The organism is Priestia sp. JV24, assembly GCF_025910025.1.
Lineage (GTDB): Bacteria > Bacillota > Bacilli > Bacillales > Bacillaceae_H > Priestia > Priestia megaterium.
Genome location: NZ_JAPCIN010000024.1, coordinates 241502 through 259872 on the forward strand (window position 1 = coordinate 241502; position 18371 = coordinate 259872).

At 39.5% G+C, this 18371-nt stretch carries 14 protein-coding genes; 1 reads left to right on the forward strand and 13 read right to left on the reverse strand.

Annotated elements, in window-relative coordinates:
• Positions 1 to 443: 443 nt before the first annotated feature.
• The 4 genes from OK414_RS26885 to OK414_RS26900 all read right to left on the reverse strand — a co-directional run bounded on the left by OK414_RS26885 (position 444) and on the right by OK414_RS26900 (position 4176).
• Positions 444 to 1730 (reverse strand): UDP-N-acetylglucosamine 1-carboxyvinyltransferase, encoded by a 1287-nt coding sequence (locus tag OK414_RS26885; RefSeq protein WP_013059824.1) that lies wholly within the window; start codon positions 1728 to 1730, stop codon positions 444 to 446.
• Positions 1731 to 1937: 207 nt separating this feature from the next.
• The gene (fsa, locus tag OK414_RS26890) at positions 1938 to 2582 is read right to left on the reverse strand and encodes a fructose-6-phosphate aldolase (RefSeq protein WP_013059825.1); all 645 of its coding nucleotides are present in this window, start codon (positions 2580 to 2582) and stop codon (positions 1938 to 1940) included.
• Positions 2583 to 2719: 137 nt separating this feature from the next.
• Complete coding sequence (locus tag OK414_RS26895; protein WP_013059826.1) at positions 2720 to 3577, reverse strand: class II fructose-bisphosphate aldolase; 858 nt, start codon at positions 3575 to 3577, stop codon at positions 2720 to 2722.
• 224 nt (positions 3578 to 3801) lie between these two features.
• Positions 3802 to 4176 carry a response regulator gene (locus OK414_RS26900; protein ID WP_095380192.1) on the reverse strand — a complete coding sequence of 125 codons (375 nt, stop codon included), beginning with the start codon at positions 4174 to 4176 and terminating at the stop codon, positions 3802 to 3804.
• A gap of 237 nt (positions 4177 to 4413) precedes the next feature.
• On the opposite strand from OK414_RS26900, the gene OK414_RS26905 reads away from it, so the two are divergent.
• Complete coding sequence (locus OK414_RS26905) at positions 4414 to 4944, forward strand: DUF2529 family protein (RefSeq protein WP_034648260.1); 531 nt, start codon at positions 4414 to 4416, stop codon at positions 4942 to 4944.
• Between the two features lie 39 nt (positions 4945 to 4983).
• Here the strand turns inward: OK414_RS26905 and OK414_RS26910 are convergent, their stop codons facing one another.
• The 9 genes from OK414_RS26910 to OK414_RS26950 form a co-directional block, all read right to left on the reverse strand.
• Positions 4984 to 6591 (reverse strand): CTP synthase, encoded by a 1608-nt coding sequence (locus OK414_RS26910; RefSeq protein WP_034648257.1) that lies wholly within the window; start codon positions 6589 to 6591, stop codon positions 4984 to 4986.
• Positions 6592 to 6911: 320 nt separating this feature from the next.
• Positions 6912 to 7448, reverse strand: a complete 537-nt coding sequence (gene rpoE / locus OK414_RS26915; protein ID WP_033580392.1) for a DNA-directed RNA polymerase subunit delta — start codon at positions 7446 to 7448, stop codon at positions 6912 to 6914.
• A 349-nt stretch (positions 7449 to 7797) separates the two neighbouring features.
• Positions 7798 to 11040, reverse strand: coding sequence for a fused isobutyryl-CoA mutase/GTPase IcmF (gene icmF, locus OK414_RS26920; RefSeq protein ID WP_034648251.1), 3243 nt, complete (start codon positions 11038 to 11040; stop codon positions 7798 to 7800).
• Positions 11037 to 11681 (reverse strand): TetR/AcrR family transcriptional regulator, encoded by a 645-nt coding sequence (locus OK414_RS26925; RefSeq protein ID WP_013085484.1) that lies wholly within the window; start codon positions 11679 to 11681, stop codon positions 11037 to 11039. The genes icmF and OK414_RS26925 overlap by 4 nt, the downstream gene beginning before the upstream one ends.
• A gap of 27 nt (positions 11682 to 11708) precedes the next feature.
• On the reverse strand, positions 11709 to 12842 hold the full coding sequence (locus tag OK414_RS26930) for an acyl-CoA dehydrogenase (protein ID WP_013059833.1): 1134 nt from the start codon (positions 12840 to 12842) through the stop codon (positions 11709 to 11711).
• Positions 12843 to 12854: 12 nt separating this feature from the next.
• Positions 12855 to 13982, reverse strand: a complete 1128-nt coding sequence (locus tag OK414_RS26935; protein ID WP_263045926.1) for an acyl-CoA dehydrogenase — start codon at positions 13980 to 13982, stop codon at positions 12855 to 12857.
• Between the two features lie 12 nt (positions 13983 to 13994).
• Positions 13995 to 14849, reverse strand: coding sequence for a 3-hydroxybutyryl-CoA dehydrogenase (locus OK414_RS26940; protein ID WP_016765937.1), 855 nt, complete (start codon positions 14847 to 14849; stop codon positions 13995 to 13997).
• A gap of 15 nt (positions 14850 to 14864) precedes the next feature.
• The gene (locus tag OK414_RS26945; RefSeq protein WP_016765938.1) at positions 14865 to 16028 is read right to left on the reverse strand and encodes an acetyl-CoA C-acetyltransferase; all 1164 of its coding nucleotides are present in this window, start codon (positions 16026 to 16028) and stop codon (positions 14865 to 14867) included.
• A 104-nt stretch (positions 16029 to 16132) separates the two neighbouring features.
• Positions 16133 to 18244 (reverse strand): (Fe-S)-binding protein, encoded by a 2112-nt coding sequence (locus OK414_RS26950; RefSeq protein WP_205662053.1) that lies wholly within the window; start codon positions 18242 to 18244, stop codon positions 16133 to 16135.
• Between the last annotated feature and the right edge of the window lie 127 nt (positions 18245 to 18371).

Genomic DNA, 18371 nt, shown 5'->3' on the forward strand with positions numbered 1-18371 from the left:
ATGGAATAAATCTGTGAAAATGGAGAATATAACCTTTGAAGTATAATAAGTAGAATCAATTGATTAACTATACACTTTTAGAAGAATAATTCCGACATAAAACCATTTATATTATCTTGATAAATTTAACGTAGCAATTTATATTCTAACCTTTTTCTATCTTTTTAATCAATCTTTTTTTACTTTAGAAGATGAATAAAAAAAAGGAAATTTAATAGCTTACGAGAAGCGAGGAAAACCTTTTCATAATTTCACATTAAAGGAAATAAACTGGACGTTAAAATAAGAAGTGAAATTTACCTTTTAGCTTCTCTTTTTATCTATTTACCCTATTCATAAATATATAAGCTACACAGAGATAGAAGAACGCTCCTACGCCTGTGTAGCTTATTAAAAAGCTCATTTCTAAACTTTGCTTTCATGACTGTGGCACCGATTTGCCTTTATGAATTTTGAAATTGCTCAATTTCCTCTTGAGTCATCTCTTCACGCCAAATCATTGCCCCTAAATCCGATAGCTTGTCTACTAAATGGCTGTAACCTCGGTCAATGTGCTCTAAACCCGTTACCTCTGTAATCCCTTTGGCCATTAAGCCAGCCGTTACGAGAGCTGCTCCTGCTCGTAAGTCCGACGCTTTCACACGTGCACCTTGTAAGTGAATGGGACCATTAATAATAGCAGAACGTCCTTCTACCTTAACAGATGCATTCATTCGTCTCAGCTCATCAATATGCTTAAACCTTGCACCGTAAATTGTATCTGTCACAACGCTTGTACCAGACGCTCTTGTTAGAAGCGTCGTAAATGGCTGCTGTAAATCAGTTGGAAAACCTGGATATACTAGCGTCTTAATATCTACGGGCTTCAATAGCTGACGAGTCGCTACAAGAATTTGATCTGAGCTTGTTTCGATATGAATACCCATTTCACGCATTTTAGCCGTTAATGACTCCAAATGCTGAGGGATAACGTTGTCCACAACAACTTCTTTTCCCATACTCGCTCCCATGATCATATACGTGCCTGCTTCAATTCGGTCTGGAATGATGGAATGACGGCATCCTTTTAATTGATCTACTCCATCAATTCGAATAACATCCGTACCTGCACCTTTAATACGGGCACCCATACTTGTTAGCAACGTAGCTACATCAATAATTTCAGGCTCTTTAGCAGCATTCTCAATAACGGTACGCCCTTTTGCTCTTACAGCAGCGAGCATAATATTGATTGTTGCTCCTACGCTAACAACGTCTAAATAAATTCGAGCACCAATCAGTTCCTCAGCTCGAATGTAAATAGCTCCTTGCTCATTTGTTACTTTAGCGCCAAGAGCTTCAAAGCCTTTAATGTGCTGATCGATTGGTCTAGGACCAAGGTAACAGCCTCCTGGAAGCCCAACTACCGCTTTTTTAAAGCGTCCCAACATCGCCCCCATTAAATAATAAGAAGCGCGTAATTTTTTTACTTTTCCGTTCGGTAAAGGCATTGCAACCATTCCGGATGGATCTACTGTTAATTCGTCGTTATCAATGGTTACTTTCCCACCAATTTCTTCAACTAAATCCCCTAATAACTGCACGTCTGAAATATCGGGCAGACCTTCAATTGTAACAGGTGACTCGGCTAAAATTGTTGCTGGAATAAGCGCAACGGCACTATTTTTAGCACCACTGACGCGGACGGATCCACTTAAGGTAAAGCCACCTTGTATTTTTAACTTTTCCATTTATAGCTCCCTTCTAGTGAAAGAAAGTTTCTCACCTAGTAATTGAGGAAAATTTTGGTACAAAGAATACCTAAAAGAATGGTTATTTTTCCTATTACCTACTAGTGTACACGAAAATGAAAAAATCATGTATAGTTTCGACAAGATAAAAGAAAAATATGGCATTCACCTGTCAGGATGGTAAACGCCACACAAATTTATACATGTTTAGACATTTCGTTTTTCCCAATCTGCCAAAAATTGGTCAATTCCTGCGTTTGTTAACGGATGTTTGAACAATTGCATTAAAACTTTGTAAGGAATTGTCGCAATATGTGCTCCATTTTTTGCAGCTTCTGTTACGTGCATCGGATGACGAATAGATGCTGCAATAATTTCTGATGGAATGTCATGAATCGCAAAAATATCTGCGATATCTGAGATTAAATCGAGACCATTAAAACCAATATCGTCTAATCTTCCTAAGAAAGGCGATACGTAAGTAGCACCTGCTCTTGCTGCCATTAACGCTTGGTTAGCTGAGAAAATAAGCGTAACGTTTGTCTTAATACCTAAACTAGTAAATTCTTTTACTGCTTTTAAGCCATCTGGAGTCATCGGTACCTTGATTGTGATATTCGGCGCAATCGCAGCAAGCTCTTTTCCTTCGCGAATCATGCCTTCTGCATCAAGCGCAATCACTTCTGCACTTACAGACCCTTCAACGAACTCTGTAATTTCACGAAGACGATCTTCAAACGTGATGTTCTCTTTAGCTACTAAACTAGGATTTGTTGTAACCCCCGCTAACAAACCCAATGAATGCGCTTCCTTAATTTCGTCTAAATTAGCCGTATCAATAAAAAACTTCATGAATGCCATCCCCCTGTGTTATGTATTCAGAATGATAAGAAAATTATAGTAAAAATAAAACCGCCTTACAATAAAAATAAGACGGTTTTATTTTTCAGAATCAACTAACTGCAAACAGGCAATCCGAAGATTTCAAATTATGCTTTGTTAGAAGAACCGAATTCACGCATTTTACCTTGAACCGTTTCTTTGATTGCTTCGCGAGCAGGTCCTAAGTATTTACGTGGATCATATTGTTCAGGTTGCGCAGCTAATACTTCACGAACAGCTTTAGCTGAAGCAATTTGGTTTTCAGTGTTTACGTTGATTTTAGCAGTACCTAAAGAAACTGATTTTTGGATATCTTTTGTTGGAATACCAGTTCCACCGTGTAAAACTAATGGTAAGCCTGTACGATCTCCGATTTCTTTCATTTCAGCAAAACCTAGGTTTGGTTCACCTTTGTATGGTCCGTGAACTGATCCTAATGCTGGAGCTAAGCAATCGATACCTGTACGGTTAACAAGTTCTTCACACTCGTTAGCATCTGCATAGATAACGCCTTCAGCAATAACGTCGTCTTCTTGTCCACCAACAGTTCCTAGTTCTGCTTCTACTGATACTCCGTGGAAGTGAGCTAGTTCAACTACTTTAGAAGTAATTGCAATGTTTTCTTCAAATGGATGGTGAGAAGCATCGATCATTACAGAAGTGAATCCAGCATGGATTGCTTTTGCACATGATTCAAAGCTTGAACCGTGGTCTAAGTGAATTGCAACTGGTACTTGAACGTCGTAATCTTCGATTAGAGCTTCAACCATTGCTACAACAGTTTTGAAACCGCCCATGTAGCGTGCTGCACCTTCAGATACACCAAGAATAACTGGAGAGTTTTCTTCTTTTGCTGCTTGAAGAATAGCTTGAGTAAACTCTAAGTTATTTAAGTTAAATTGACCTACTGCATAGCCTTGTTCTTTTGCTGTAATAAGCATTTCTTTCATTGATACTAAAGGCATATTGAAATCCTCCTTAAAATCAACCTTAGATTAGATGCTAACCAAAAGGCACACTCAAATAGTATGCTCTTGAATTGAGTGTTTCATGTAGAAACAACGCGCATCTTTACATAATAGATTGTCGAATTATGAATACAGTAATTAGGATACCAACTAACAATGAAAACAGCAACATTTTTAGGCTGATATTCAAAATTTGTTAGGATGAAAACCCTACCAAAACCTTAATTCGACTTTACTGGTATATATTCCCTAACAACTTTTCGGATTTCATCAATATCAAACGGTTTTGCAAAGTGTGTTAATGCTCCTAAATCTTTTGCTTCTTGAATCATATCCAATTCACCATAAGCGGTCATAATAATGACTTTAATTGCTTCATCGTGCTGCTTTAACCTTTTTAAAATTTCAATTCCATCCATTCCTGGAATTTTCATATCTAATAAGACAAGATCCGGTGCTTGCTCTTTTGTAATATCAATCGCCTGGAAGCCGTTCGCCGCTTGAAATGTCGTATAGCCTTCTTTTTGCAGCACTTCCGTTAATAAAATACGTATACCATACTGATCATCAACAATTAAAATTTTCTCTGCCAATATAATCCCACCTTTTATATTCCTCTTCTACAGACAAAACTAACATATGTATTTCGCCTTTAAAACAAAAATCCCTGCTTATTAGAGAAATTGTTACAAAACATAGCTTTTTTTGTCATCCATCCAACTTCATTGCACTTTACTTTCATTGTAGCTCATTTCAAGATAGAATACAGATAGCTTTTTTCGTTATAATGTGTAGATAGACGGCTTTAGCCGCTTAAATCGAAGGGAGATTCTATGCTTAAAATTTTCACAACTCAACTTTCAGGTTTTTTTAAACGAATTGAAGAACAAGAAGAATTCCAATTTGAAGATGCAGCGCGTATTTTAGCACAGGCCTCTGTCGGAGAAGGATTTATCTATATTTATGGTGTAGAAGAAATGCACGCCATTACGCTTGAAGCACTAAGCAGTGCAGAACCTTTAAGTCAGGCAAAAGCTTTGCCTTTACATGAATTAGATCAGCTGACTAGCGTTGATCGCGTACTGCTTGTCTCTCGATTTTCAACAGATAATAAAGCAATGGAAATAGCTGAACGTTTAAAGAAACGGGATATTCCATTTGTTAGCATTGCGGCTGTTCCTAAAGAGATAGCCGAACCTTCTTTAACAGCACTCGCAGATGCTCATATTGATACAAAATTGTTAAAGCCGCTTATTCCTGGAGAAGACGGCTCAAGATTTGGTTTTCCAGCAATGATGGTCGCTTTATACGCGTACTACGGTTTAACTTTCACACTAAAAGAAATCGTAGAAGAATATGAATAAAAAACACGCTGTCTAAAGACAGCGTGTTTTTTATTTCACTTATTTGTTTTGGCCTGACTCCATTGATGCGCGAATAAATTCTCTGAACAATGGTTGCGGTCTTGTTGGACGAGAAGTAAACTCTGGGTGGAATTGCGAAGCCAAGAACCATGGGTGGTCTTTTAGCTCTACAATTTCAATTAAACGGCCGTCTGGGCTTGTACCAGAGAAGATAAAGCCTTTCTCTTCCATTTGTTGACGGTATTCGTTATTAAATTCATAACGGTGACGATGACGCTCATATACCACTTCATCTTGATATGCTTCATATGCAAGCGTATCTTCAGACAATTTACAAGGGTATAGTCCTAAACGCAATGTACCGCCTAGGTCCTCTACGTCTTTTTGTTCTGGTAATAAGTCAATAATTGGATAATTTGTTCCAGGTGCAATTTCCGCTGAATGTGCGCCTTCTAAGCCTAATACATTACGCGCAAACTCAACTGATGCCAGCTGCATACCTAAGCAAATACCTAAGAATGGAACCTTTTGCTCACGTGCATATTGTGTTGCTACAATTTTACCTTCAATTCCACGATCACCAAATCCACCTGGAACTAAGATACCATCTACATCACCAAGTAAATCTTGAACATTTTCTTTTGTTACAAATTCAGAATTTACCCACTTGATGTTTACATCTGCATCGAATGCATATCCAGCATGTTTCATTGCTTCCACGACAGAAATATAAGCATCTTGAAGCTCTACATACTTACCAACCAATGCGATTTTTGTCGTATTTGAAAGTCCTTTTACTTTCTCAACCAGTGCTTTCCACTCAGTCATTTCTGCTTCTTTGCAATCTAATTTCAAGTGATCGCATGTGATTTGATCTAAGTGCTGCTCTTGTAGAGATAGTGGAATTTCATATAATGTTTCAGCGTCTGCACACTCAATAACTGCTTTTGGATCAATGTCGCAGAATAAAGCTAGCTTATCTTTCATATCTTCAGAAATTGGCATTTCTGTACGAACAACGATTACGTTTGGCTGAATACCTAAGCTACGTAATTCTTTTACACTATGCTGTGTTGGTTTTGTTTTCATTTCACCAGCGGCTTTTAAATATGGCACAAGTGTACAGTGAATATACATAACGTTGTCACGGCCAATATCGCTTTTGATTTGACGAATAGCCTCTAGGAAAGGAAGTGATTCAATATCTCCTACCGTTCCGCCGATTTCAGTAATAACAACATCTGCGTTTGTTTCTTTGCCTGCACGGAAAACGCGCTCTTTAATTTCATTTGTGATGTGCGGAATAACCTGAACTGTTCCGCCTAAATAATCACCGCGACGCTCTTTTTTCAATACTGTTGAATATACTTTACCTGTTGTTACATTGCTGTAGCGATTTAAGTTGATATCGATAAAACGCTCATAGTGACCTAAGTCTAAGTCTGTTTCCGCGCCGTCATCTGTTACGAATACCTCACCGTGTTGGTATGGACTCATTGTTCCTGGGTCTACGTTAATGTATGGATCAAACTTTTGAATCGTTACGTTCAACCCACGGTTTTTTAATAAACGGCCTAAAGAAGCTGCTGTAATCCCTTTTCCTAGAGATGATACAACACCGCCTGTTACGAAAATATACTTTGTCATCTATACTTCCCCCTCTAAATAATTTGAACTGTACAATATTAAAAGTTTTCACATAAACAATCACAATTCATTCATTGTGCATGCGAAATTATAAGAAACCTTATGAATGTGAAACGTTCAAGAACCAAAAGAAAGTTTCTATCAAGGATTTATAAGAACATATCGGGGTGTAAAACATTGATACATAAAATAAAAAAATTGCTCCCAATACCAAAACTGGATTGGGAGCAATAGTCTATTTTAAATAAAAACTTTTTAAATGCTTGTTTAAAGAGCCCAAAAAAGATTCTACCTACTTCGCTTGAAAAAGTCAAGAAGGATTATTTTTCTTTTTCGTCCTCATAATCGTCTTCTTCATCTTCCTCATCATCGTCTAGATCATCTTCTAAATCGTCAAAATCGTCTTCTGCAAGATCATCTTCATCTTCTTCTAGCTCGTCGATGTCTTCAAAATCTTCTTCTTCGTCTAGATCGTCAACATCTTCATAATCTAAATCTTCTTCTAGATCATCAAAGTCTTCAACTTCTTCAACAACAGCTTTTTTCGCTTTTTTCTTTTTAGGTTTTGCAACCGGAATAACTTCTTCTTCAGCCTGGTCAAAAGGATACCATCCACGAAGACCCCAGTGGTTGTCCCCTACTGTTAAAAAGCGACCATCAATATTAATATCTGTATAAAACTGAGCTAATCTCGTTTTTAATTCTTGATCTGACATTTCCGCTGCTGCTTTAATTTCAGCAATAATTTCTTGGAATGACATTGCTTGACGATCTGTTTTTTCTTCTAGAAGCGCGTAAGCAATCTCAATCATCGACATTTCTTTTAAATCCGTTTTTGAGTACTGTGCTAAACTCAAATCTGGCACATCCTTTCTATGGCTATGTATATCGAAAATCTATTAAATCAATTCATCATATGTGTAAATGATGGAAACGAATAAATACATACCATTCATTATAAACAAATTCAATACATTTATGCTAGCCTCGTTTCTAAAATTCTCGAGAATTTCGCATAAAACAACGAAAAAATAGACATTTTATTACTATAATACATTCTACTTGATATACCAACAGCATCCTTTGACCAAAAGGAATTCACCATCAGTTATTCTGAGTCCGTTAGGGTTAAGTCTATAAAAGCCGCGATGACCAAAAATGGTCATCGCGGCTTTTAATATATCACTATATACTAACGATACATTATTACATATTTCGACGATATTGCCCACCGCATTCATATAAAGCTCGCGTAATTTCTCCTAAGCTGGCTACTTTAACGGTCTCCATTAACTCTTTGAAAATGTTCTCTCCTTCTGTTGCAGCTTTCTTTAACCTTTTCAGCGCATCTTCTCTTTTTTCTTTATGCTGCTGTTGAAACTTCTGAAGCTGATTAATTTGATGATTTTTTTCTTCTTTTGATGCGCGGGCTAACTGCATGTCATCAACTGAGGAATTTTCCTCTTCATTTGGATTAATATACGTATTTACTCCTATAATAGGTAAATCTCCCGTATGTTTTTGCATCTCATATTCCATCGATTCATCTTGAATCTTACCTCGCTGATACTGCATTTCCATCGCACCTAAAACGCCGCCTCGATCATTTAAGCGTTGGAACTCAGCCAATACCGCTTCTTCTACCAAGTCTGTTAGTTCATCAATAATAAAAGAGCCCTGTAGTGGATTTTCATTTTTAGTTAATCCATGCTCTTTTGTAATGATTAATTGAATGGCCATCGCTCTTCGTACAGATTCCTCTGTCGGCGTTGTAATTGCTTCATCATACGCATTGGTATGAAGAGAGTTGCAGTTGTCATGAAGGGCCATTAAGGCTTGTAGCGTCGTACGTATATCATTAAAGTTAATTTCCTGTGCATGAAGCGATCGGCCGGATGTTTGAATATGATACTTAAGCTTTTGACTGCGTTCATTCGCGCCGTATTTATCACGCATCACAATTGCCCAGATTCTTCTCGCTACACGTCCAATAACTGTGTATTCAGGATCAAGTCCATTACTAAAGAAAAACGATAAATTAGGAGCAAAATCATCAATGTGCATGCCTCGACTCAAGTAATATTCCACGTACGTAAAGCCGTTGGCCAATGTAAACGCGAGCTGAGAAATCGGGTTAGCCCCTGCTTCAGCTATATGATAGCCTGAAATAGAAACAGAATAATAGTTGCGCACTTTCTCGTCAATAAAGTACTGCTGAATATCTCCCATCATTTTCAATGCAAATTCCGTGGAAAAAATACACGTATTTTGCCCTTGATCTTCTTTTAAAATATCCGCTTGAACGGTTCCTCTCACTTGTTTCAACGTACCCGATTTTACGTCCTCGTATTCCTCTTCTGTTAAAGGACGCTTCATCTCCTCTTCCTTCTTCTCCACCTGCTGACAGATAGCTGTATTCATAAACATAGCTAGTAATATTGGAGCCGGCCCATTGATCGTCATCGAAACGGAAGTCGACGGATGGCAAAGATCAAATCCCTTATACAAGAGTTTCATATCATCAAGCGTACAGACATTTACGCCGCTTTCGCCAATTTTCCCGAAGATATCCGGCCTTGGATCCGGATTTTCTCCATAAAGCGTTACAGAATCAAACGCTGTACTTAAACGCTTAGCGTCATCATCTTTTGACAAATAGTGAAAGCGGCGATTCGTTCGTTCTGGTGTTCCTTCGCCTGCGAATTGGCGCTTAGGATCTTCTCCTTTTCGTTTAAACGGAAAAACACCTGCTGTATAAGGAAACGCACCTGGCACATTTTCTTTATAAAGAAAACGAAGAACTTCCCCGTATTCTTCAACTTTTGGAAGGGCCACGCGCGGAATACGCAGTCCCGATAGGGTATCAACTTGCAGAGAGGTTTTAATTTCTTTATTTCTTATCTTTGTAATAAGTTCTTCTTGCCGATACTGACTTTTTAATTTAGGCCAGTTTTCCAGCTTTTCAATCGATTCAGCCGTTAGCCGTTTTTGATATTTCTCCTTTAGCTGAGTGAGCTCTTGCTTGGCCGTTTCTGTTTCCACTTCTTCCAAAGCACCCTCTAGCTGATAAAATTTACGCGCTGTTTGCACTTGAACATCCGTATTGCGGTGATAAGAGCGAACGCTGTTTACAATCTCCTGTAAATATTGCTGTTGATCATTAGGAATGATGGTATATTTCTTTTCACTTACGCGCTCTGATGATTTTTCTACGTGCCAAGACGTACGGCATGTTTGATGCAGATGATTTACAAGATCTTCAAATAAAATATTTGTTCCCCCGTCGTTGAACTGACTCGCAATTGTTCCGTAAATTGGCATCGTAGAGAGATTATTTTCAAACAGCTGATGATTACGCTGATATTGACGCTGCACTTGTTTTTTTGCGTCTTCGGAACCTTTTTTTTCAAATTTATTGATTACAATAAAGTCTGCGTAATCAATCATTTCAATCTTTTCTAACTGCGACGGCGCGCCAAATTCGCTTGTCATTACATACAGAGAGACGTTTGCAATATCTTTGACTTGAGCATCAGCTTGCCCGATGCCGCTTGTTTCGACAATGATAATGTCGAAACCCGCTTTTTTCACGACGGCAATTCCATCTCGAATGGCCGCCGATAGCTCATGTCCAGATGAGCGCGTGGCCAAACTTCTCATATACACACGAGGAGACGCTGCGATGTTCATGCGAATTCGATCCCCAAGAAGCGCCCCTCCGGTTTTTTGTTTAGTTGGATCGACGGATAAGACAGCTACATGAATATCTGGAATATGTTCAATAAACCTTCTTACTAATTCATCCGTAAGTGAACTTTTCCCCGCTCCTCCCGTTCCTGTGATTCCAATAACCGGTATTTTTTGATCCGTCTCGCTTTCGATTACACTTCCTCGGATTTCTTCAAGAGCGGCTGCATGCTCTTTTGTGTATTCATAGGCTTCATTTTCAGCGCATGTAATAAGCTGGGCAATTAAACGGTTATTAGCCGGCGTTAAGGTTCGATCCTTCGGCAGTGCAGGGGGATTTGTGTAATAACAATCATCGATCATGAATTGAATCATGCCTTCTAACCCCATTTTTCGTCCATCTTCCGGAGAAAAGATTTTAGAAATGCCGTAATCATGAAGCTCTTGAATCTCACTCGGAATAATGACCCCTCCTCCTCCTCCATAAATTTTAATATGAGAAGCCTGTTGTTCTTGGATTAAATCATACATATACTTAAAATATTCTACGTGGCCGCCTTGATAAGAAGAAATAGCAATCCCCTGAACATCCTCTTGTATGGAAGCGTTAACAATTTCTTCAACAGATCGGTTATGCCCCAGGTGAATGACTTCTACCCCCTTGGCTTGAAGAATTCGTCTCATAATATTAATGGACGCGTCGTGGCCGTCAAACAGGCTAGAAGCGGTTAAAAAACGAAGCGGTCTTTTGCTTGTATTCAAACTGTCTCCCCCTCACACAGTTGTTGAAATGAAAAATTTTTAAGTAAAAAATCTAACTGCATATTTGTATATTCTTCTAATGAATAATGCTTTTGCAGCCACCATCTGCGAAATGCCCACATCTGACCTTGAACAAATAAATGATGAGCGAACAGCGAAATTTCTTTATCCGTAAGTGCAAATTGATTGTTTTCTACGCAGCCTTCGATAATAACCTTAAACATTTCAACCATATCCAGCTCTTTTTTTAATACATATGGAAGCGCATCTTTAGACAGCGATTTCGCTTCTTGGTACATGACTAATACTTCATCTTGAAGCTCATCCACAACTTTAAAATAGTGCTGAATCGCTTGTTGAAGCTCAGAGATTGTATAACGATCCACTACCATCTCTTCTAATCTCTCTCTCACTTCATCATAAATATTGTCACATACAAGATATAAAACATCTTCTTTAGACTGAATATATTCGTAAAGCGTACCAATGCTAAACCCAGCGGCTTTGGCAATCTCCCTTGTTGTTGTTCGGTGAAAACCTTTTTCCTTAAATAGCGTGACGGCCCCTTTAATCATTTGATTACGACGCTCTACAATCAGCTTTTCATCTTTAATGGATGTGAGAACTTCTCTCTTTTTCATTTTTTCACCTCTCCTACAACAAGTGTTTTATTTAGCAAGATACCTAGAAATGACAAGACGCTGAATTTCTTGTGTGCCTTCATAAATTTGCGTGATTTTTGCATCTCTCATAAAACGTTCTACTGGATAATCTTTTGTATAACCGTATCCTCCAAATACTTGAACAGCTTCTGTCGTTACTTTCATTGCTGTATCCCCGGCATATAATTTTGACATGGCTGATTCTTTGCCATATGGCAGCCCTTGAGACTCCAGCCAAGCAGCTTGATAGGTTAACAGTCTGGCAGCTTCTATACTCGTGGCCATGTCAGCTAGCTTAAAAGCAATTCCTTGCTGAGAAATAATTGGCTTACCAAATTGCTGACGTTCCTTGGCATAAGCTACGGCCGCATCTAATGCCCCTTGAGCAATTCCTACAGCCTGCGCTGCAATGCCATTTCGGCCGCCATCTAGTGTCATCATCGCAACTTTAAATCCTTCTCCTTCATTTCCCAGCAAATTTTCTTTTGGAACACGGCAGTCCTCGAAAATAATTTCTGTGGTAGGTGAAGAGCGAATACCCAGTTTCTTTTCTTTTTTACCAACTGAAAATCCCGGCATATCTTTTTCAATAATAAAAGCGCTCGTGCGTTTTTCATTGGGGTCGATGCGAGCAAATACGACGTAAATATCCGCTTCGCCGCCGTTTGTAATAAAGATTTTAGAACCATTTAAAATATAATCTTCTCCGTCCTTTACAGCGAGCGTTCTCATTCCTCCTGCGTCTGATCCAGCACTCGGTTCGGTTAATCCATAAGCACCTATTTTCTCACCCGTTGCCATAGGTTTCAGGTATTTTTGTTTTTGTTCTTCTGTTCCGAATGTATAGATTGGCCAGCCGGCTAGAGAAGTATGAGCCGACAACGTAACGCCTGTCGATGCACATACTCTAGACAGTTCCTCAACGGCAATGCAATATGCTAGATAGTCACTGCCAATTCCTCCGTATTGCTCCGGCCATGGAATACCTGTTAATCCTAGATCAGCCATTTGCGTAAAGATTCCTCTGTCAAAACGTTCTTCTTCATCTCGTTGTGCAGCTGTCGGAGCCACTTCGTTTTTGGCAAAGTCCCGCACCATTTTTCGAATCATTTCGTGTTCTTCTGAAAGTTTAAAAAACATGATTATTCCCCCCTATAATTGACTGCTAATGACGATGCGCTGAATTTCGCTTGTACCTTCGTAGATTTCGCATACTTTAGCATCGCGAAAATACCTCTCTACTGGATAATCTTTCATATAACCATAGCCTCCCAAAACTTGAATCGCATCGATTGCTACATTCATCGCTGTTTGGGAAGCAAACAATTTCGCCATTGAGGCTTCTTTTTTACAAGGAAGTTTTTGATCATATAAAAAAGCCGCTCTATACATTAAAAGCTTCGCTGATTCAACAGCCGTTTCCATATCAGCCAGTTTAAAGGCAATACCCTGCTGAGATAAAATCGGTTTTCCGAATTGATATCGTTCATTTGCATAGTTTTTAGCTGCCGTTAACGCACCTTCAGCAATTCCTACCGCCTGAGCAGCAATACCAATTCTTCCGGCATTTAAATTAGCCATCGCAATTCGAAAGCCTTCACCTTCTTCTCCGAGACGATTTTCTACAGGCACCTGCATATTTTCAAAGTGCAGTTGAACCGTTCGAGAACCGTGAAGACCCATCTTATGTTCATCTTTTCCTACTGAAAATCCCTCCATCGTCTTTTCAACGATAAAAGCGCTCATCCCTCTCGACCCGCGTTCGGGGTTCGTTTTAGCAAATACAATATACGTATCCGCTTCTCCACCGTTTGTAATGAAAAGCTTTGAGCCATTTAAAAGATAGTGGTCTCCTTTTCGTTCTGCCTTTGTTTTTAAGCTTGCAGCATCAGACCCTGCACTAGGTTCTGTTAAACAAAAAGCACCTAAATATTTACCTGTCGCCAGTTTTTTTACATATTTTTGTTTTTGATCTTCCGTCCCAAATACGACAATAGGATTCGTACCTACAGAAGTATGAACAGACAAAATGACGCCGAGGGCTGGACTTACTTTTGATATTTCGTGGATGGCAATCATGTACGACACAAAGTCCAGTCCGCCTCCTCCGTATACTTGAGGAACGGGAATGCCCATCAGGCCCAGATCAGCCATCTGCTTTAATAAACCTCGAGGAAATTTACCCTTTTCCATGTTTGGCACAGCCGCAGCGACTTCTTTTTCACTAAAATCAGCTACCATCTTTTTAATCATGTGTTGTTCAGACGTAAAAAAGATCATTTCGCCACTCCTTTATGTTTCGTACGTAAAAAATCCTTTTCCTGTTTTTCGACCAAGCCACCCTGCCTTTACATATTTCCTAAGCAATGGACAAGGCCGATATTTGTCATCACCAAATCCTTTATGAAGCGTTTCCATAATAAACAAACATGTATCGAGGCCGATGAAATCTGCTAATGTCAAAGGTCCCATTGGATGGTTCATTCCTAGTTTCATCACTTGATCAATATCCTCTTCGTTTGCTACACCTTCATAGAGCGTAAACACTGCTTCGTTAATCATTGGCATTAAAATTCGATTTGAAACAAACCCTGGAAAATCATGAACTTCCACCGGGGTTTTATTTAATTTTTTCGTTGTTTCATAGACTGCTTGATACACTTCATCGGTAGTAGCCAGCCCTCTAATAATTTCAACGAGTTTCATCACCGGAACAGGATTCATAAAGTGCATGCCAATTACTTTTTCAGGTCGAGTGGTCACAGCTGCAATTTCAGTAATAGGAAGCGAAGACGTGTTGGTTGCTAAAACAGTATGATTCGGGGCTAACGAATCCAACTCCGCAAAAATGGCTTGCTTGACTTCCATCTTTTCCACAACCGCTTCGACAATTAAATCTGCTTTTTGTGCTGCTGTTATTTCGTTTGCCAGGTGAAGGCGCTCCATAATTTCTTCATATTCCTTAGCTGAGAGAGAACCTTTTCCCACCTGCTTTTTCAGACGTTTATCAATACCTTCTATTCCTTTTTGTGTATTTTTTTGATCAACGTCATACAAAGAAACTTGATATCCGCTCGCAGCAAATACTTGCGCAATGCCTGCTCCCATCTGACCTGCTCCAATAACCATAACTGTTTCAATATTCAAGTTGGTATCCCCCTTTTATACTTCTACCATGATGGCATCACCTTGGCCGCCGCCGCTGCAAATAGAAGCAATGCCTAGTCCGCCGCCTCGTCGTCTTAATTCATGAATGAGCGTTACAACAATACGGGCGCCGCTTGCTCCAATCGGATGTCCAAGTGCTACAGCCCCGCCGTTCACATTTACTTTTTCAGCCGGAAGCCCTGCAATTTCCATACTCATCAACGCTACTGCTGAAAAAGCTTCATTGATTTCAAACAGCGCAATATCGTCTACTGTCTTATTTGTTTTTTGCAATAGCTTGTTAATAGCAAACCCAGGCGTTTTCGGAAACTCCCTTGGCTCCATCGCAAGAGAAGTATGGTTTATAATCGTAGCCAACGGCTCATAGCCATTTGCTTTCGCCACATCTTCATCCATTAGCATGAGCGCAGCTGCTCCGTCATTCACGCTAGGTGCATTTCCTGCTGTAATGGTTCCACTGTGGCCAAATACAGGCCGAAGAGACGAGAGTTTTTCTAACGACGTATCTTTTCTTGGTCCTTCATCTTTTTGAACCGTTATCGTTCCTTTTTTAGACGGAATATCAACTGAAATTCTTTCTGCATCCCATCTCCCTTTTTCTTCTGACTCTACTGCTAATTGATGACTGCGAAGCGCCCATTCATCCTGCTTTTCTCGGGAAATATCCATTTCAGAAGCGATTTCATTTCCATACGTACCCATTTGAACCCCGGTAAAGCTGCATGTCAAACCGTCATGAACCATCAAATCCGTCACAACGCTATCTCCCATACGGAACCCCCACCTTGCTTTTGGAAGAAGATACGGTGCATTACTCATCGATTCCATTCCACCTGCAATGATTGTTTTTGCTTCTCCTAATCGAATCAGCTGATCAGCAGTTGTAATACTGCGCATACCTGATGCACAAACTTTATTAATGGTTTCCGTCTCTACTTGCCACGGTAAACCTGCATAATGCATGGCTTGCCTAGAAGGTAGCTGTCCTTGGCCCCCTTGCAGCACGCACCCCATAATAACGGAATCAATTTCTGTACGTCCCTTTGATGCTGCTTGAATCGCTTTCCCGCCTAGTTCTGCCGCTTTTAGTCCGCTTACACTGCCACCTAATTTTCCAAAAGGTGTTCGAACTGCACTCACAATAACTGTTTTCCCCACTATTGTTTCCTCCCCTTTTTCCTAATCTTTGTCCTTGCCGATTGAACGCTTGCTCAATTTCCTTTCTGTAAAAAGTAGAGATGAATACCATCTCTACTTCTCCTTTATGAAACCTGTTCTTGCACGTCACCATAAATTGACTTTTCAAGCAGTTCTGCTACATCATACGTATGAACCTTTTCTTCTACTTCTTTTGCTTTTGTTCCGTCACTTAGCATCGTTAAGCAGTACGGACAACCTGAACTGATAATGCTTGGGTTAACGGCCAAGGCTTGTTCCGTGCGCGCTACGTTAATGCGCTGGCCGGTCGTTTCTTCCGTCCACATTAACCCTCCTCCTGCTCCACAGCACATACCATTTTCACGGTTGCGATCCATTTCAATCAAACTAACACCTGGAATCGCTTTCAAAATTTCTCTTGGTGGACTGTATACTTCGTTATATCTTCCTAAATAACAGGAATCATGGAAGGTAATTTTTTCATTAACCGCATGTTTTGGTGTCAGCTTACCTTCTTTCACCAACACAGCTAATAATTCTGTGTGATGATACACTTCTCCTTCAAAACCGAAATCTGGATATTCATTTTTGAAGATATTGTAAGCATGTGGATCAATCGTAACAATTTTTTTGATTTCATTTTTTTCAAATTCAGCGATATTTTTAGAAGCTAACTCTTGGAATAAAAATTCATTGCCCAACCTGCGGGGCGTATCACCAGAATTTTTTTCTTTATTTCCTAAAATCGCAAATGAAACACCAGCTTCATTGAGAAGCTTAGCAAACGATAGAGCGATTTTTTGGCTGCGGTTATCATAAGATCCCATCGAACCTACCCAGAACAAATACTCAAACGTTTCACCAGCTTTACTTGCTTCTTTAACAGTCGGAATGTGAACATCCTCTCTTACATGTCGCCATTCTTCACGCTCTTTTCGGTTTAATCCCCAAGGGTTTCCTTGACGTTCAATATTCGTCATGGCACGCTGAGCATCCGCGTCCATCTTTCCTTCAGTTAATACTAAAAAACGTCGTAAATCTATGATTTTATCTACATGCTCGTTCATTACGGGACATTGATCTTCACAGTTTCGGCACGTTGTACATGCCCAAATTTCTTCTTCCGTAATGACATCTCCGATTAAAGCGGGATTATATTCCGCTGTTGCTGCAGCCTCTGCTCCGCCTTGGCCGGCCGCCATCATCGCCAGCTGATTTCCTTTTGTTTTGGAGAATGCATACGTAGGAACCCAAGGTGCCTTGGATGTCACAACCGCTCCTTTTTCTGTTAAGTGATCGCGCATCTTTAAAATTAAATCCATTGGAGATAAAATTTTCCCTGTACCCGTTGCCGGACACATATTCGTACATCGACCGCATTCCACACAGGCATATAAATCAATAAGCTGATGCTGCGTGAATTCTTCAATCTTTCCAACCCCAAACGTCTCCTGGGTCTCGTCTTCAAAATCAATCTTTTCAAGCTTACCTGGCTTAGAAACACGGTTAAAAAATACATTAGCCGGTCCAGCCAGTAAATGAGCATGTTTTGATTGAGGAACATATACTAAAAACGTCAATAACACGGCTAAGTGAATCCACCATGAAACATAAAAAATGGAGATAGCGGCAATATCATTGATTCCCTTAAACAAGATCGCAATCGATGACGCAATCGGTTCTGTCCATGACGGTTCATGATTATGCCAGATGATTGACATACCGTTTCCGACAAGCACTGACAGCATAAGTGCTCCAATAAAAATCAGTACTAAACCAGATTTAAACCCTCTTTTTAAACGCACAAGCTTTTCTACGTAGCGACGGTGAAAAGCCCAGACAACTGCTACTAAAATCAAAAACGTCACAATTTCTTGAAAAAATGTAAAACCGGGATATAAAGGTCCAAGCGGCAAATGTTTACCTGGAAGCAAACCTTTTATAATGAAGTCTAACGCGCCGAACTGAACCAAAATAAACCCATAAAAAAACATGACGTGCATAATTCCACTTTTTTTATCTTTTAACAGCTTCTTTTGTCCAAACACGTTCACCCAAATTTTTTGCAGTCTTTCTTTTAACCGCTGATCAAATTCAACTTTTTTCCCTAATTGAATATACTCAATGCGTGTGCGAATTAAATATACAAACAAAGAAGCAGCGTAAGCGGTTACAATAATAAAAAAGAGAAAATTCACCCACAGCAACCCTGTCATCTCGTCCCCTCCTTGAATAGTTTGTTACCTTTCTTTCCTCCTGACGACTAAATTTTCTGATAATATATCTGTTTTCATTGTATATAATGAATGAGCATTCAGTCAATATCTTTTCGTTCTTTTGTTC

Excerpts from the sequence above, each read along its gene's own strand:
- OK414_RS26885 (WP_013059824.1), bottom strand. The coding sequence starts at position 1,730 with ATGGAAAAGTTAAAAATACAAGGTGGCTTTACCTTAAGTGGATCCGTC.
- fsa (WP_013059825.1), bottom strand. The coding sequence starts at position 2,582 with ATGAAGTTTTTTATTGATACGGCTAATTTAGACGAAATTAAGGAAGCG.
- OK414_RS26895 (WP_013059826.1), bottom strand. The coding sequence starts at position 3,577 with ATGCCTTTAGTATCAATGAAAGAAATGCTTATTACAGCAAAAGAACAA.
- OK414_RS26905 (WP_034648260.1), top strand. The coding sequence starts at position 4,414 with ATGCTTAAAATTTTCACAACTCAACTTTCAGGTTTTTTTAAACGAATT.
- OK414_RS26910 (WP_034648257.1), bottom strand. The coding sequence starts at position 6,591 with ATGACAAAGTATATTTTCGTAACAGGCGGTGTTGTATCATCTCTAGGA.
- OK414_RS26925 (WP_013085484.1), bottom strand. The coding sequence starts at position 11,681 with ATGAAAAAGAGAGAAGTTCTCACATCCATTAAAGATGAAAAGCTGATT.
- OK414_RS26930 (WP_013059833.1), bottom strand. The coding sequence starts at position 12,842 with ATGTTTTTTAAACTTTCAGAAGAACACGAAATGATTCGAAAAATGGTG.
- OK414_RS26935 (WP_263045926.1), bottom strand. The coding sequence starts at position 13,982 with ATGATCTTTTTTACGTCTGAACAACACATGATTAAAAAGATGGTAGCT.
- OK414_RS26950 (WP_205662053.1), bottom strand. The coding sequence starts at position 18,244 with ATGACAGGGTTGCTGTGGGTGAATTTTCTCTTTTTTATTATTGTAACC.